This is a genomic window from Nocardiopsis valliformis DSM 45023, from assembly GCF_000340985.1.
Classification (GTDB): domain Bacteria; phylum Actinomycetota; class Actinomycetes; order Streptosporangiales; family Streptosporangiaceae; genus Nocardiopsis; species Nocardiopsis exhalans.
Genome location: NZ_ANAZ01000020.1, coordinates 1 through 13,758, shown reverse-complemented (window position 1 = coordinate 13,758; position 13,758 = coordinate 1). Strand labels below are relative to the sequence as shown.

The window sequence follows — 13,758 nt, the reverse complement described above, 5'->3', positions numbered from 1 at the left end:
GGAGTGATCTGCGATAACCAGCGTGAAAAAAGTTTTCTACGGATACCCCTGTGGCTACCGAAAGTAAAGAAATCCGCAAAGGGTCTCCCCACCCCCGGTCGGCGGTGCTACGTTCAGCCGCCAGGTGCCGTTTCATCCCCCGCGCACCTCCCCCACTCCCCCGCTGTGCCCCCGCATGCCCGAAGGGCGGACCTCCCTTGTTCCGAAGCCCTCGCAGCACACGTAGCCCCCGCAGCACGCCCAGCTCCCGCCCAGCGCCGATCCCCGGACCACTCCGGCGGTGGGGCCCCGAACGCGCCACACCCCGCAGACCGCTCGGGGCCCGCGCGGCCAGCCGGCACCGCCCCTGGCTGTGGGCGTCGTTCCTGGCCGGGCTGCTCCTGGCCAATACCCTCCTGGCGGTGACCTCCCCGAACCACATGGGGGCCGTCCGCCACCTGCAGAACCTGCTCTGGACCTACTCCGGGGTGCTGGCCCTGGTCGGTCTGACCGCCACCGCGGTCATGGGCCTGGTCTGCGCCGACCGGCTCGTCCTCACCCCGCGCCGGCGCGTGCTGTGGCAGTCCGCCCACCGCTCCGTCGCCCTGGTCTCCTGCGGTTTCCTCCTCTCCCACGTGGTGCTCCAGGTGGCCTTCACCCGGATCAGCCCTGCGCAACTCCTGCTCCCCCTGGGTGTGGACGCCGCCGTGGCCGCCGGGATCATCGCCACCGACCTGCTCCTGGTGGTCGTCGTGACCAGCCTGTACCGGGGCCGGTTCGCCGGAACCCGCTACGCCTGGGTCTGGCGGACGGTCCACCTGAGCGCCTACCTATGCTGGCCGCTGGCGATCGTGCACGGCCTCACCGCCGGTAGGGCCGCCCCGGGCTGGGTGCTCGTCTGCTATCTGCTCTGCCTGTTCGCGGTCGCCACCGCGCTGGTCGTGCGCCTGGTCGTGACGGTCCGCCCGGTCCCCGAACCCGCCGAGGCCCGGGCCGACACCGAACTCCTCTCACCAGTGCCCGTCAGCGGCGAAACCGATGACGAACTGGCCTTCTGGTCCTCGATCCGCACCCGGAGCTGAGCATGCGCACCCTGACCCTCGGAACCCCGCGGCTCACCGCCGGGCTCGACCAGCACCACCGGGTCGACCACACCGCCCACCGCGACCTGCACGGGCCCCTCCCCCAGCTGGGCGCCGACGACCTCATCACCCTGGCCGGGCTGGGCAGTCTGCGGGGGCGGGGCGGCGCGGGCTTCCCGTTCGCGCGCAAGGTCCGCGCCGTACAGACCTCCGTCCTGCGGCACGACTCCACGGCCCGGGTGGTGGTCAACGGCACCGAGGGCGAACCCGGCAGTGTCAAGGACCGGATGCTCCTCACCCGGGCGCCGCACCTGGTCCTGGACGGGGCCGAACTGGCCGCCCGGGCCCTCGGCTCCCCCGAAGTGGTCATCGGCGTGGCTGACGAGGGCTCCCGGGCCGCCGACCCAGTACTGGACTCGCTGCGCTCCGCCGTGGACGAGCGCGGTTCCGGGACCGTCTTTCGTGTGGTGCGGATGCCGGACCGGTTCGTCTCCGGGCAGGCGGGCGCACTCGTGCAAGGCATCAACGGCCGGGTACCGCTGCCCCCGGGCACGCCGCGCCGGACCAGCGAGTCCGGGGTGGCCGGGCTGCCGACCCTGCTGTCGAACGCCGAGACCTACGCCCAGCTGGCGGTGCTGGCCATCGGCGGGGCGGACCGCTACGCAGAGGAGGGATGCGCGAGCCAGCCGGGGACCGTCCTGCTCTCGGTGAGCGGGGACACCGTCGTGGAGACGGCAGCCGGGACCCGCCTGTCCCGGCTGCTGTCGGCCTGCGGACTGTCCTCGGCCCGCGCAGTTCTGGTCGGCGGCTACCACGGGGCGTGGCTGTCCGCGGAGGAGATGCCCCGCGCCCGCCTGTCCCGGGACGGGATGAGCGAGGTCGGCGGCACCTTGGGAGCCGGGATCGTCCTGCCGGTCACCGGCGACACCTGTCCGCTGGGCGAGACCGCACGGGTGCTGCGCTACCTGGCCAGGGAGAGCTCGGGCCAATGCGGCCCGTGCGTGCGCGGGATGCCCGCCCTGACCGACTCCTTCGTGCGGCTGCTCAGCGGGGAGGGCAGTCCGGAGGACGTGCTGGTCGCGGCCGGGATCGGCGAGGGCAAGGGCGCGTGCGCGCACCCGGACGGCAGCGCCGTGTTCGCCCGCAGTGCCCTGCGGGTGTTCTCCGAGGACCTGTCCACGCACTCCCTGACCGGAGGGTGTTCGCGGCCGGTCAAGGGAGAGCTGCCACTGCCGGACGGATACGACACCCCCGTCCACCCCCGCCTGCTCGTGGACTGGTCCCGCTGCGACGGGCACGGCCTGTGCGCCGAGCTGCTGCCCGGACTGGTCCAGCTGGACCGCAACGGCTTCCCCGAGGAGCCCGACATCCCGGTGCCCGGACCTCTGGAAGGGGACGCCGAGCTGTCGGTGCGGATGTGCCCGGCCCTGGCCCTGCGGATCCGCGCCCCGGAACCCGGCGCGGCCCGCTGAGGGTTCAGGAAGCGGGTTCGGCCCGCTGCGACGTGCTCGGGAAGCCGTGCGCCCTGGCCACGAGCACCACTACCAGTACCGGGACCAGCAGCAGCGCCACGCTCCAGGGCAGGGCGAGGAAGCCGAGCCCGGCGAGCAGGAGACCGCCGACCACCCCGCCGCCGGCCATGGCCGCGTTCCACAAGGTGACCAGGATGGCCTGGGCGGTCTCGGCCGCCTCTCCCCCGGCGTTGGCCACCGCGGTCTGCAGCAGGGTGGGCACCCCGCCCCAGCCGAGCCCCCACAGGGCGGCGGCCGCGTAGACCAGCCCGGGTGTGCCGGAGAAGGCGCCCAGCAGGGCAGCGGCCACCGCCACCAGCAGGGCGCTCGCGACGGTTAGCGGCCGCAGGTGGCGGTCGATCCGCGCGCCCACGAACCAGATGCCCAGCAGCGAGGCCGCGCCGAACACCAACAGCACCCGGTCCACGGAGTCGCCCATTCCGGCCCGCACCAAGAACGCCGCCACGTACGTGTACAGGACCGTGTGGGCCAGCACGAACACCAGAGTGACGGCCAAGACCGGCACCACTCCGGGGACCGCGAGGGTGCGGCGGATGGTGGGCCGCTCACCCCGCCCCTGCCCGGGGCGGTCCGGGACCAGGGCGAGGATCCACACCAGCAGGGCCAGGGTGAGCGCGGTCATCAGCAGGAAGGCCAGCCGCCAGCCGAACAGCGCGCCCAGCACCGTCCCCGCCGGAACCCCCAGGGAGAGGGCAACGGGGATGCCCGCCATGACCACGGCGATCGCCCGGCCCTGGAGGTGCGCGGGGACCAGGCGGCGGGCATACCCCACGAGCATCGCCCAGACCAGCCCGGCGGCCACCCCGGCGACGAAGCGGGCGGTCATGGTGAGGAACAGGTCGCAGGAGAGCGCCGTGACCGTGTTGGCCACCGCGAACGTGCCCATCGCGGCGAGCAGCAGGCGTTTGCGCCGCCATCCGGCGGTGGCGGCGGCCAGGGGGATCGCGGTGAGGGCGGTGCCGATCGCGTAGACCGTCACCGTCTGCCCGGCCGCGGACTCGCTGACCCGCAGGTCCGCGCTCATCGCGGGGAGCAGCCCGGCGGGCAGGGTCTCGGTGAGGCTCGTGATGAAAACGGCGGTCGCCAAGGCCAACAGGGCGGTGAGCGGAAGCCCTGGGGAGGCGCCGGAGGAAGCCTGCGCAGAGGGCTGACCGGAATCCGGAACCGCCGACGGGGAAGAGGATCTAGTGTCGTCTCGCATGCTGCGTATGCTCGAACGGTCACACATGTGTGAGGGTCAAAGAGACGCCCAGTGAGGTCGGTCACATGCACATCGGAGAACTGTCCCGGCGTACCAAAACCCCGCGCCGCCTGTTGCGGTACTACGAGGAACAGGGCCTGTTCACCCCGCAGCGGTGTGCCAACGGCTACCGCTCCTACAGCGAGGAGTTCGTGGACCGGGTGCTCCAGATCCGGGGCCTGCTTGACGCCGGGCTCCCGGTCCGGCTGATCCGCCAGATCCTGCCCTGTCTGGACCGCCCCCGGGTCATCCACTTCACCGACGCCACCCCCGAGATGCTGGCCGCCCTGGAGGGTGAGCTGAAGCGGATGGACAACCGCATCGCCTGCCTGACCCGCAACCGCGCGGCGGTCGCCGACTACCTCGACGCCGTCCGGTCCGTCCGCGCCGAACGCGCCCCCGTACCGGAGAAGACAACCGCCGCCCCGTAGCCCTGGATCAGCGATCCGGGACCGCCGGAATCAGCGGAGTATGGCGACCGGGCCGCGGGCGCCGTGCAGGACCGAGTGGCTCACTGACCCCAGCAGCAGGCCACGGAAGCCGCCGCGGCCGCGTGAGCCCACCACGATGAGGTCGGCGGAGGTAGCCTCCTCCAGGAGAGCGACCACCGGGTGCGCGCGCACCACCCTCGTGTGCACGCGGACGTTGGGGCGGAGCAGGCGCAGGTCGGTGAGCTCCTCATCCAGGGCGTGGCGGGCGGCCTCGGCGGCGGTGGCGTCGTCGAACAGCTCCGGCGGGATCGGGCCGGTGGCCGCCGCGAAGGCCACCAGGGGCTGCCAAGCGCTCACCGCGACCAGGTCGGTGTCGGCGAACTCGGCCTGGGAGAAGGCGAACTCCAGGGCGCGGCGGCTGGGTTCGGAACCGTCCACCCCCACGATCACCCGGCTGCGGACCCCGTGCGCCGAGGCGTGGTCCCTGGGCAGCACGATCACCGGCACCGGGGCGCGGGCGGCCAGTTCGATGCCGACCGACCCCACGAAGGCGGCGGCGATCCCGCTCAGTCCACGCGAGCCCACCACCACGGCGACGGTGCCGGACGAACCAGCCTCGGTGATGAGTGCCTCCGCCGGGCGGTCGAAGGACAGCCGGGTCTGGACCGCGAGCTCGGGGAACAGGCGGACCGTCCAATCATGGGCGTGGTCCAGGAGCCTCCGGGCCCCCGCCCCGGGGCTGTCGTCCGAGCGTTCCTCCGCCCCGCCCCAGGCACCGAAGCTCTCCGTGGCCAGCGGGCTGGCCGCGGCGACGATCCGCACCCCGAGGCCGCGCAGCGTGGCCTGGTGCGCGGACCACTCCAGGGCGTGCCTGCTGGAGTCGGTGCCGTCCACCCCCACGACCACCCATCGTGTCGTGGCTGCGCCGTTCATCACGTGCGCCCTTCCGGTCGTCGATTTCCGCGCGGTAGCCGGACCTGTCGGCCGGTCTCCCGTGGTGTTCCACGATGATGCCGCGCGAACACACACCCGTGGATAACAGTGCCGCCGCGAGTTGGCTGACGTAGGGTCCCAGAACGAGCGGTTTCCCGGAAACGACCAGTGCTCCGAACACCCGGTGTTCCGGTGCGGACGGAACGTGCGGGCGCGTCGGTGCGTCCGAGAGACATAGCCGAGTCATCAGCGGAGACTGGGGGCGCGATGCCTAACTCAAACACCGCGAAACTGCACTGGGACTACCGGGACGGCCGGGTGGCCGCCGTTGTCGCCGCCCTCGTCTACAGCCTGTGGACCCTGGAGATCATCCTGCCCGTCGGCCCCGGCACGCCCACCGGAGCCCTCGCCGACCCCCAGTCCCCCTTCGGCCAGTTCCTGGACAGCGCACACCGGACCGCCGCGATCCTCGTGGTGTTGGCCGCCGGGCTGGGCCTGACCCTGGGGGCCAGGCGCCCCCGCCGCCGGCTGACCTTCTCCTGGTGGTCCATGGCGGTGTTCGGTGCCGCCTCGCTCGCCGCCTCCCTCCTGCCCGGCCGCTGCGTGGTCTCCACGGACGCCGCGTGCACGGTGGAGTCGATGGTGGAGGGGGTCCAGGGCGCGACGGTCGCGCAGCCGGTCCTCGCGGTGGTGGCCGCCCTGTCCGCGCTGCTGGCCTGCGCCGCGCTGACCTGGGACCGGTACGAGGCCGGGGAGCGCGCCTGGCCGGTACTGGCCCTGATCACCGCGGCCCAGGCGGTGGCCACGGTGATCGTCCTGGTGCTGGCCGGCATGGTGTACGCCGCCTCCGGTGACGGCTCGCCCGGGGTCGCGCTCGGTCTGGCCGAACGCTTCCACCTGGTCACCGTGGCGCTGTGGCTGCTGGCCGTGGGCTTGGTGCCCGGCCAGTGGAAGCGCCGCCACCGGTCCTTCTCCGCCCCGCACTCGGCCGGCTGAGCCGTGTCCGAGGGGGCGGGGAGGCAGGGCACGATGCTTGGGCCTCCGGGGTTCCGGAACCCGGGGGCCCGGCGTTCGGGGATCCGGCGTTCGGGGGTTCGGGACCCGGGACCTCGGGGTTCGGAGGACGGATTCGTCGGTGCTCAAGCGGACCGGCGCTCCTCATCGCCCAGCACGAACCCGCGCCACTCGGTGTAGGCCTCCAAGGCGGCACGGGTGCCCAGAGCTTCGGTTCCCAGGGTCAACACGCACGCGCGGTACAGCTCGCCGAGTTCGGCCAGGGCGGTGGCCTCGTCCGAGCGCAGGGTGATGAGCAGAGCCCGGAACATGACGGTCAGCCCGTGGGTCGGCCCCAGCGCCCAGCGGAACTCCTCGAAGAGCTCGGTTAGGTGCAGCCGGCCCTCCTCCCCCTCGAGGTCGCCCTCGGTGGCCAGGCGCAGCCGCACCAGCAGTACGTTCGGATGGGTGGGGCCCAGCACCCGGGTCCAGAGCTTGCACAACCTCTCGTAGACCGCGATCGCTTCGCTGTCTCCCCGTGCCTCCAGGACGTGCGCTCGGGCGAAGAGGGTCGTGTGGTGGTCGTCCCCGTGGCGGCGGCTCAGCTCGGGCAGCAGGTCCTCGGCCTCGGCGACCACACCGTCCAGGTCGCCGACGGTGACCCGGGTCGCGGCGATCAGGAAGCGCGCTTCCACGGTGGTCTCGTGGTCGGCGCCCAGCACCCGCTCCAGGTCCTCGATCGCCCCTTCCACCTCCACCCGGGAGGCGTCGGTCTCGCCCAGCAGGAACAGCAGGTGTGCGCGACCGACCCTGGCCCGCAGAGTGAGGCGGTGGTCGGCGGACAGGTAGCGCTCCAGATCGGGCAGGAGCGCCTCGTAGTCGCGTTCGGCGGCGAGCAGGTCCCCGGCCTCGGTCCGGTGGTGGGCGAGCAGGCGCCGGGTGTTGAGTACCTCGCGGTGGTGCGGGTGCTGGACCAGTTCCCGGGCTTCGAGTAGTTCGGCGCAGGCCCGCGCCGCACCGGCTGATCGAACCCGTGGTCCCCGGTCCCGACCGGGCCCCGTAGGTCGTCAAGGACGACTCCCCTCATGCTGTTCCTCCCCTTCGACTGTCCGTCCGCACCGAGTCCGACGTGGGAGGCCGCCCCGGGGTTTCACACACCTTGTCCGCAAACGGCCCGAACCCCCAGGACCGAGGAGGCATCCGGCCTCGTCTACAGAAGGGCAGCAATTGTCTACTTACCTAGCCGACTCTCGTCTAGTAAAATAGAATTACTCTCCGTGAAGAGGCGAGAACTACTGAAGCGCATCAGGGACGCAGCAGAACTGAAGGGCCTGACACTGGACTTCGTCCGTCGGGGCGGCAAACACGACATCTACCGCGTGGGGGGAACTCCAGTTCGCGGTGAGGCGCCACGCTGACATACCCGAGCTGACCGCGCGGAAGACCATCAAGGAGGTCGAGAACCTGTGACCGGGGAACGACACCACTACGAGGCCTGGTGCGAGCGGGACGGCAGAGCTTGGTCCGTAGACGTACCCGACCTGCGTATCCATACCTTCGGGCACACTCTGGGCGAGACCGAGGAGATGGCGCGAGACGCCGTCGCCGGGGTTCTCGGCGCCCCGATCGAGAACGTCACCATCTCACTTCACGTACAAGGCGTGGAGGATCAGCTCTCCGAGGCACGCGAGGCCAGGGAAGCCAAGACTCAGGCCGTCGAACGAGAACGAGAGGCCCTCGGTAGAGCCGTCTCGGCCCTGTTGGACGCTGGAGCCAGCCAGCGGGACGCCGCCCTGCTCCTGGGCATCTCCCACCAACGAATCTCCCAAATCTCGTCAGCCACCCGAACTGCCGTCTGACCTTCGTGCCGCGAGCTCTCAAGGCTCAACGGCACGAGGTCCAGGGTCAGGTGAGTTCGGCGGGCAGGGGTCGGGTGTGGACGACGTGCAGCGAACTCACCGCTCGGGTGAGGACCACGTAGAGGCGGTTGCTGCCGCGCTCCTCGGCCTCGACGATGGCGGCGGGCTCGGCCACCACCACGGCGTCGAACTCCAGGCCCTTGGCCAGGCTGGCCGGGACCGCCACCAGGCGGGCGCTGTCCATGCCGGTCTCGCCCAGCAGCGGGGCGTCCACACCCTCGGCGGTCAGGGCCGTGCGCAGGGCGGGCAGCTGGTGGTCGGCGGCGATCAGGCCCACCGAACCCTCGCCCTTGAGCGCGGCCCGGCAGGCCTCGGCCAGGGCCGGGGCGATCTGCTCGGCCGCCGGGACCAGCTGGAGTGCACCCGGCGAGCGGCGTACTGCGACGGGAGCACCCAACCCCGGGGCGATCGTGGGCAGGAGTCGGGCGGCGAAGTCGATGATCTGCGCCGGGACCCGGTAGCCCCGGTCCAGGACGTGCAGGCGGCCGGTGGGCTTGCCCAGGTGTTCCAACAGCGTCGACCAGTTGCGGGCCGCCGACGGGCTCGTGCCCTGGGCGATGTCGCCGAGCACCGTGAGCGAGCCCGATCCCGCGCGCCGCCCGACCGCCCGGCACTGCATCGGGCTCAGGTCCTGGGCCTCGTCGAGGACCACGTGCCCTAGCCCGGAGGGGCGTTCGATCAGCGCCGCGGCCTCGTCTACCAGGGCCAGGTCCTCCTCGGACCACTTCGCCGATTTGGGGCCGCGCGGTTTGCCCGGCAGTAGCAGAGACGTCTGCTCCTCGGGGGTGAGCAGCCCTTCGGCGGCGCGGGCCAGGCGTTCGGGGTCGGTGAGCAGCCCGAGCACGAGTTTGAGCGGTTCGACCTTGGGCCACAGGGCGGTGACCGCGGCGCGCACCGCCGGGTCCCGGCGGACCTGGGTGTGGGTGCGGTCGTCGCAGACCTCGCCCTCGGCCTCCATCAGGCTGAGGACCGCGTGCGCCATCCGGTGCGAGAGCAGTTCCCGACCGGACCCATAGGCGACACCGCGTTCGGCGAGCTCTTCAAGGAGGGGCCGCACGTCCTCCGGGTACAGGCGCCAGCGGCGAGAGCCCCGGCGAATCATCACGGTCTCCTCCGGCGCGCGCAGGTGCGACCACAGGTCGCGGCGGAGCACCTCGGCCATCGCCGCAGAACCCTTGGTCCGCGCGGCCTCGGGGGTCTCCACCCGGCGCACCCACCCCTGCGAGGGGCGCATGCGCTCGGGCAGGTCCCGGGTGAGGAGCTCGTGGACGGTGGTCTGGTGGACGTCGACCTCGCCCAGGGCAGGGAGCACGTCCTGGATGTAGGACAGGAAGGACCGGTTGGGCCCGATGATCGCCACACCGGAACGCGAGAGGCGTTCGCGTTCGCTGTAGAGCAGAAAGGCGATGCGGTGCAGGCCGACCGCCGTCTTCCCGGTGCCGGGCGCTCCCTGGACACACAAAGTGGTCTCCAGCGGGGCACGGACCAGGGCATCCTGTTCGGGCTGGATGGTGGCGACGATGTCGCGCATGGGGCCCGTGCGCGGGCGTTCGATCTCGGCGTTGAGGAGCTCGCTGCCCAGGGAGGCCTCCGGAGAGTCCTCGCCGATCATCAAATCCTCGTCCTCGAACGCGGTGAGGACGGACTCGGGCTCCCCGTGGGGTCCGGCGACCATCCCGAACCCGTACCGGCGGCGGACCTGAACCTTCATGCGGTCACTCGGTGAGGCCTGGTAGTAGGCGACGCTGATCGGCGCGCGCCAGTCCAAGACCATGGGCTTTCCCCGGCCATCGTGCACGTGGCGGCGGCCGATATTGATGCGGTCAGGCCCGTCGTCTGCCTGGCTGTGTTCCTCGGCTCCCGCGTCGTCCTCCAGGAAGACGGTGCCGGGGTCGAAGTCCAGGCGCCCGAAGTACAGGGGCGCGCTGGGAATGTCCGCAAGGGCGGCCAGGCGGCGTTCACGACCGCGGCGCAGGGCGGCGTCGGTGACCTTGTCCTTGGCGGCGTCACCGAAGAGCAGTTCGGTGGCGTCGACCTCCTCGCGCATGCGGCGCAGTGCCGCTCGAGCCGCATGCAGGGCTTCGCGTTCGGCGAGGAGTTCGGGGTCGGCAGGCAGGGTTGTGGGATCGATCGTGGTCATGGGAGGACCTCGGGGTCGGCGGGACAGGGAGAGGCTCCACTCGTGCGCGCGGTCCCGCCCCGGTCGCCTGGAAGGCCCGGTTCGTTCCGATCCATGAGCGCGCACCACGCCCCTGAAGGGCGGTGGTGCCGAATCTGCGACCCTACCCGAAGGGCAGCCCAGCGATGGAACATTCTCCACCGGGCCCCGAGGATCAGCGGTGGGAGAGACCCGGGGCCGTCAGGTGGCACGCGGTGCCCGTGTACCGGTCCTGCCCCTCCCGGAGACCGTACGCAGCAGCGACTCGGCCGGGCCGGGCCTGCCCGAACGCTCGGACAGGACCGCCAAGACCAGCGAGACCGCCCATACAGCCACGGCGAGGAGCGCAGCCTGCCACTGCGTGAGGACACCGCCGAGGCCCAGCCCCCAGGCACACAGCAGCGGCGCGAAGGCCACCGACTGGAAGAGGTAGCAGGACAGGGATCGCCTGCCCATCGCGCTGATCCCCGCCAGTATGCGACCCGGAGGTTTCGCAGCAGCCCTCCGACTCACGAGGAGGGCGATCAGGGACACGTACCCGAACCCGGCGAAAAGGCCCGTGAACCCGTTGAACACGGCCGGCGACCACTCGGGGGCGTCCCACATCCCGTGGTGGACGAGTACCGAAGGGAGAGCGCCCAGCCATCCCACACTGATACCGCCGAACGCGACCGCCGCCAGCAACGGGCGGTGACGCTCCGGCGCCTCCAGAACCCGGTGCCGTGCGCACAAAACCGCCACCAGGACGGCGACGGGGACCACCAGCCCGAGGACCCCCTGCCCAACCGTGAGCAGCAGCCAGGTCAGCAGCCGCGGCAGGATCGACTCGGAGTAGGACGTGATCGCGGCGAACTCCGGTACCAACGCCTCACCGGTACCGCCCGACCACTCCGCGAACACGGCACCCCACAGCAGGGACACCGCGGCCAGCACGCCGAGAAGGGCACCCAGTACGACAACCCAGACCGCCAGGGTCCGGTCCGATCGTTCGATGAACAGCCACACCGTGAGCAGACCGATGAGCCCGTAGGCGCCCAGGACGTCCCCGTGCCACAGGAGCGCCGCATGGGCGGCCCCGAAGAGGATCATCCACAGATGCCTCGCCTGGAGGGTTCCTCGCACGGCGCCGACGTCGTGCCCAAGCACGCGGTGCCTCGAGTACGCCTGCCAGATGCCGTAGCCGAAGAGGAAGGCGAACAGGGGGTAACTGCGTCCGTCGACAGCGACCATGGCGGCGGTCTGCCACAGGGCGTCGAGCCCTTCCGCGTCGGTGGGGTGCGCGGCGACCGAGGATGTGGGCGCTCCGTAGAGGTACCAGGACACGTTCGCCAGGGCGATGAACAGGAGCATGAACCCGCGGGCGAGGTCGGGCACGAGGGCGCGCCGGTCCTGCTGAGGGGGTCGCTCGGGGTCGTCCGCAACGCATTCCGTGATCGCTACGGGGGACGGGACCGGGTCGCCGGCGGGCCCCGCGTGTTCCCGGCGCCCGGTCATGACGCTTCGCCAGGCCGGTCGGTCTCGTGACCGGAGGGCCCTCCACCCGCCCCGGCCGCGGAGTGCGACAGTGCGCTGGGTGTGAGACAGCCGACGATCGCGGGCGCTTCTCGGACCAGTGACTCATCGTCGAGGGCTTCGACCATGAACAGAGCGAAGTCCACACGGCGCGTGAGGTTGCTCGCCAGGACCGGGTCCCCTACGTGGCGGCTCCACACCGGGAGCCCCTGGCTGTCGCCCTCTTCGAGGTCGCTCCCCCGTACGACGGTCCACCGTCGGTCACTGGCGAAGACGAGCCTGCACGCTTCCACCTGGTCATTGACGTCGACCACACGCGCGAGCCGGGCCAGGGGCGTCATGACGCGGACCATCATCCTGAACTTCCAGGGGTACCGGTCCCTGCCGTCCCGGGAGATGTGCCAGCCGCAGGAGAAGACCAGGCGGGCACCGGGCTCGGCGTGATCGAGTACCGCCTGGGCCGTCCCGGAGGAGTACCGCTGGACGCCCCACGGCACCAGCACTGTCAGTACGGCGTCGCAACCCGCGACCGCCTTTCGGATGACCTCGGGGTCGTTGGTGGGTCCGGGAACGATCGTCATCCGGTCGGCGAGATCGGCGAGTTTGGGCACACTGCGCTCCCGGCAGACCCCCACGACCTCCCAACCCCTGTCGAGCGCGTGCCGCACCATGTAACGGCCGAGCTTGCCCGAGGCTCCGATGACGCAGACCCTGCGTGTTGCCGAGGTACTCATGACCTTGCCTCCCGTCCAACTTACATTGTAAGTAACCATAGGCTTACTACGTAAGTGACTGCAAGAGCGACTTTTTTGGGGGGCTCGGTGAGACGGAACGAAGCAAGCGAACGGGAGCCCCTGTCTCCGCAGCGCGTGATCCGCGCTGCGGTGGAACTGGCGGACGAGAAGGGGGCGCCCGGGGTGACCATGCGCGCGGTCGCCGCCCGGCTGGACGTGAAGGCCATGTCCCTCTACAACCACGTGGCCGACAGGGATGCGCTCATGGACGGGATGATCGACGCGGTCTTCGCGGAGGCAACAAAGCCCACCCCCCGGGCGGACTGGCGGGAGGCCATGCGCGACAGGACCTCCTCTCTGCGGTCCGCCCTGCTCCGCCACCCGTGGGCGATCGGCCTCCTCGACTCCCGCAAGAAGCCCGGCCCCACGCTCCTGCGCCACCACGACGCCACACTGGGAGCACTCCGGGAGGGTGGCTTCTCCGTCACCACGGCGGCACGAGCCGTCTCGGTGATCGACAGCTACCTCTACGGGTTCGTGCTCCAGGAGTCGAGCCTGCCCTTCAACGGACCGGAAGAAATGAATGAGGTCGCGGGCGGAGTACTGGAGAGCTCGCTCGCGGAGGGCCTGCCGAACCTCGCCGAACTCGTCCGCGTGCGGTCCCAGGAGGTCGGATACGACTTCGACCGTGAGTTCGAGTACGGGCTGACCCTGCTACTCGACGCCATCCACGCCGACCGGACCCAACCGGGTGGATCAGCCCTTGAAAACGGGGACTGAGGCAGCTCCCCGCAGGTCACCGAATCAGGGGTAAGGCACCCCGTTTCCCGCCGCTTGATGGTGGCCGTCTGCGCTGCGCGCGTCAAGGTCGTCGCCGTCGTGGCTTCGCCGGATCGGGGCGCTCCACCTTGACCCGCTTCGCTGCGACGGTGGTGGGCGGCTATCGGGAAACGGGGCAGGAGTGGTCGGGGCCCAACCCCAACTACCTCGACCTTCGGCCGATGTCTTCCCCAGGCCGGAGCGGAACGGATCGCGTGTCGCGGCCGGTCAAGGCGGGCAACGAAAAGCGGCAGCGAAGGTAACAGGCTCCCGAGGCCTGCGCGGACCGGGCCGCGTGTCGCGGCCGGTCACCCGTACCGGCGAACAGCAACAGCGGCCCGCGAGACCCCTGAGCACGGTTTCGGCCCCTGTTTCGAAAATGATCTTGCTACCAGAAGCGAAATCAGCGCCCTCGGGTTTCGTGGT

General features: G+C 71.1%; 13 protein-coding genes. 7 read left to right on the top strand and 6 right to left on the bottom strand.

Translation table 11 applies throughout. The annotated features are described in order from the left end of the window. Positions 1-401 precede the first annotated feature (401 nt). The gene (locus D457_RS32975) at positions 402-1,061 is read left to right on the top strand and encodes a hypothetical protein (protein ID WP_152514294.1); all 660 of its coding nucleotides are present in this window, start codon (positions 402-404) and stop codon (positions 1,059-1,061) included. A gap of 2 nt (positions 1,062-1,063) precedes the next feature. Further along, positions 1,064-2,533 carry an NADH-quinone oxidoreductase subunit NuoF family protein gene (locus tag D457_RS0119780; RefSeq protein ID WP_017582411.1) on the top strand — a complete coding sequence of 490 codons (1,470 nt, stop codon included), beginning with the start codon at positions 1,064-1,066 and terminating at the stop codon, positions 2,531-2,533. Between the two features lie 4 nt (positions 2,534-2,537). On the opposite strand, the gene D457_RS0119775 is transcribed toward D457_RS0119780, so the two are convergent. Continuing rightward, positions 2,538-3,794, bottom strand: coding sequence for an MFS transporter (locus tag D457_RS0119775; protein ID WP_026116823.1), 1,257 nt, complete (start codon positions 3,792-3,794; stop codon positions 2,538-2,540). 65 nt (positions 3,795-3,859) lie between these two features. Here D457_RS0119775 and D457_RS0119770 point away from each other — a divergent pair, with 65 nt between their 5' ends. After that, on the top strand, positions 3,860-4,264 hold the full coding sequence (locus D457_RS0119770) for a MerR family transcriptional regulator (RefSeq protein WP_017582409.1): 405 nt from the start codon (positions 3,860-3,862) through the stop codon (positions 4,262-4,264). Between the two features lie 30 nt (positions 4,265-4,294). Here the strand turns inward: D457_RS0119770 and D457_RS0119765 are convergent, their stop codons facing one another. Beyond that, the gene (locus D457_RS0119765; RefSeq protein ID WP_017582408.1) at positions 4,295-5,197 is read right to left on the bottom strand and encodes a universal stress protein; all 903 of its coding nucleotides are present in this window, start codon (positions 5,195-5,197) and stop codon (positions 4,295-4,297) included. A gap of 267 nt (positions 5,198-5,464) precedes the next feature. On the opposite strand from D457_RS0119765, the gene D457_RS0119760 reads away from it, so the two are divergent. Next, positions 5,465-6,193: a hypothetical protein gene (locus D457_RS0119760; protein WP_017582407.1), complete on the top strand. Its 729-nt coding sequence runs from the start codon at positions 5,465-5,467 to the stop codon at positions 6,191-6,193. A gap of 143 nt (positions 6,194-6,336) precedes the next feature. Here the strand turns inward: D457_RS0119760 and D457_RS32970 are convergent, their stop codons facing one another. Then, positions 6,337-6,948 (bottom strand): hypothetical protein, encoded by a 612-nt coding sequence (locus D457_RS32970; RefSeq protein ID WP_017582406.1) that lies wholly within the window; start codon positions 6,946-6,948, stop codon positions 6,337-6,339. A 36-nt stretch (positions 6,949-6,984) separates the two neighbouring features. Between D457_RS32970 and D457_RS36675 the strand changes: the two genes are divergently transcribed. Together D457_RS36675 and D457_RS0119745 are read left to right on the top strand one after the other, a co-directional pair. After that, complete coding sequence (locus D457_RS36675; RefSeq protein WP_017582405.1) at positions 6,985-7,185, top strand: hypothetical protein; 201 nt, start codon at positions 6,985-6,987, stop codon at positions 7,183-7,185. Between the two features lie 471 nt (positions 7,186-7,656). Then, on the top strand, positions 7,657-8,049 hold the full coding sequence (locus tag D457_RS0119745) for a type II toxin-antitoxin system HicB family antitoxin (protein WP_017582403.1): 393 nt from the start codon (positions 7,657-7,659) through the stop codon (positions 8,047-8,049). A gap of 46 nt (positions 8,050-8,095) precedes the next feature. Here D457_RS0119745 and D457_RS0119740 read toward each other — a convergent pair whose 3' ends face one another. The 3 genes from D457_RS0119740 to D457_RS0119730 all read right to left on the bottom strand — a co-directional run bounded on the left by D457_RS0119740 (position 8,096) and on the right by D457_RS0119730 (position 12,513). Further along, entirely contained in the window at positions 8,096-10,249 is a 2,154-nt protein-coding gene (locus tag D457_RS0119740; protein ID WP_017582402.1) for a HelD family protein, read from the bottom strand. Between the two features lie 219 nt (positions 10,250-10,468). Further along, complete coding sequence (locus D457_RS0119735; protein ID WP_039831573.1) at positions 10,469-11,641, bottom strand: DUF418 domain-containing protein; 1,173 nt, start codon at positions 11,639-11,641, stop codon at positions 10,469-10,471. A gap of 116 nt (positions 11,642-11,757) precedes the next feature. After that, positions 11,758-12,513, bottom strand: a complete 756-nt coding sequence (locus D457_RS0119730) for an NAD(P)-dependent oxidoreductase (RefSeq protein ID WP_017582400.1) — start codon at positions 12,511-12,513, stop codon at positions 11,758-11,760. A gap of 87 nt (positions 12,514-12,600) precedes the next feature. Here D457_RS0119730 and D457_RS0119725 point away from each other — a divergent pair, with 87 nt between their 5' ends. Next, positions 12,601-13,293: a TetR/AcrR family transcriptional regulator gene (locus tag D457_RS0119725; RefSeq protein ID WP_239646162.1), complete on the top strand. Its 693-nt coding sequence runs from the start codon at positions 12,601-12,603 to the stop codon at positions 13,291-13,293. The last annotated feature ends 465 nt before the right edge of the window (positions 13,294-13,758 follow it).

What these genes read in the sequence shown, in the direction of transcription:
- D457_RS0119780 (WP_017582411.1), top strand. Translation starts at nt 1,064, where the DNA reads ATGCGCACCCTGACCCTCGGAACCCCGCGGCTCACCGCCGGGCTCGAC.
- D457_RS0119775 (WP_026116823.1), bottom strand. Translation starts at nt 3,794, where the DNA reads ATGCGAGACGACACTAGATCCTCTTCCCCGTCGGCGGTTCCGGATTCC.
- D457_RS0119770 (WP_017582409.1), top strand. Translation starts at nt 3,860, where the DNA reads ATGCACATCGGAGAACTGTCCCGGCGTACCAAAACCCCGCGCCGCCTG.
- D457_RS0119765 (WP_017582408.1), bottom strand. Translation starts at nt 5,197, where the DNA reads ATGAACGGCGCAGCCACGACACGATGGGTGGTCGTGGGGGTGGACGGC.
- D457_RS0119760 (WP_017582407.1), top strand. Translation starts at nt 5,465, where the DNA reads ATGCCTAACTCAAACACCGCGAAACTGCACTGGGACTACCGGGACGGC.
- D457_RS0119740 (WP_017582402.1), bottom strand. Translation starts at nt 10,249, where the DNA reads ATGACCACGATCGATCCCACAACCCTGCCTGCCGACCCCGAACTCCTC.
- D457_RS0119730 (WP_017582400.1), bottom strand. Translation starts at nt 12,513, where the DNA reads ATGAGTACCTCGGCAACACGCAGGGTCTGCGTCATCGGAGCCTCGGGC.